At 45.5% G+C, this 547-nt stretch carries 1 protein-coding gene; it reads right to left on the reverse strand.

Going from position 1 to position 547, the window contains the following annotated elements:
- A partial coding sequence (locus tag AB4585_RS24980) for an ATP-binding cassette domain-containing protein (RefSeq protein ID WP_372171447.1) occupies positions 1–451 on the reverse strand: 451 nt, incomplete at its 3' end.
- Between the last annotated feature and the right edge of the window lie 96 nt (positions 452–547).

Genomic DNA, 547 nt, shown 5'->3' on the forward strand with positions numbered 1-547 from the left:
ACATAGTGATACGCTTGCGTGCTTCCGGGATTTTGACCGCTTCAAGCATGCGCACTGATTCTTCAAACGCTTGTGCTTTGCCCATGCCTTTGTGCAGCATAAGCACTTCCATCAACTGATCACTTACCTTCATGTAAGGGTTCAGAGAGGTCATTGGGTCTTGGAAGATCATCGCGATTTGTTCAGCGCGAACCTTGTTGAGTTCTTTCTCTGGCAGGTTTAAGATCTCACGACCTTCAAACTTAGCACTACCTGAGATAATGCCGTTCTTTGCCAGTAGGCCCATAATGGCAAATACAGTTTGTGATTTACCTGAGCCAGACTCACCAACGATGCCTAGCGTTTCGCCCGGCTCTAGTGAGAAGTTAAGATCGTTTACCGCAGTAACGATGCCGTCTTGAGTAGTAAACTCTACTCTCAGGTCTTTTACGTCTAGTAGTTTATTCGTCATTACCCTATTCCTTATTATTCTTATCTGTCTTTAGGATCAAGCGCGTCACGAAGGCCATCGCCAACGTAGTTAAAGCAGAACAGAGTAACTACCATG

Source organism: Vibrio sp. 10N.222.49.C9, from assembly GCF_041474985.1.
GTDB classification, from domain to species: domain Bacteria; phylum Pseudomonadota; class Gammaproteobacteria; order Enterobacterales; family Vibrionaceae; genus Vibrio; species Vibrio crassostreae_C.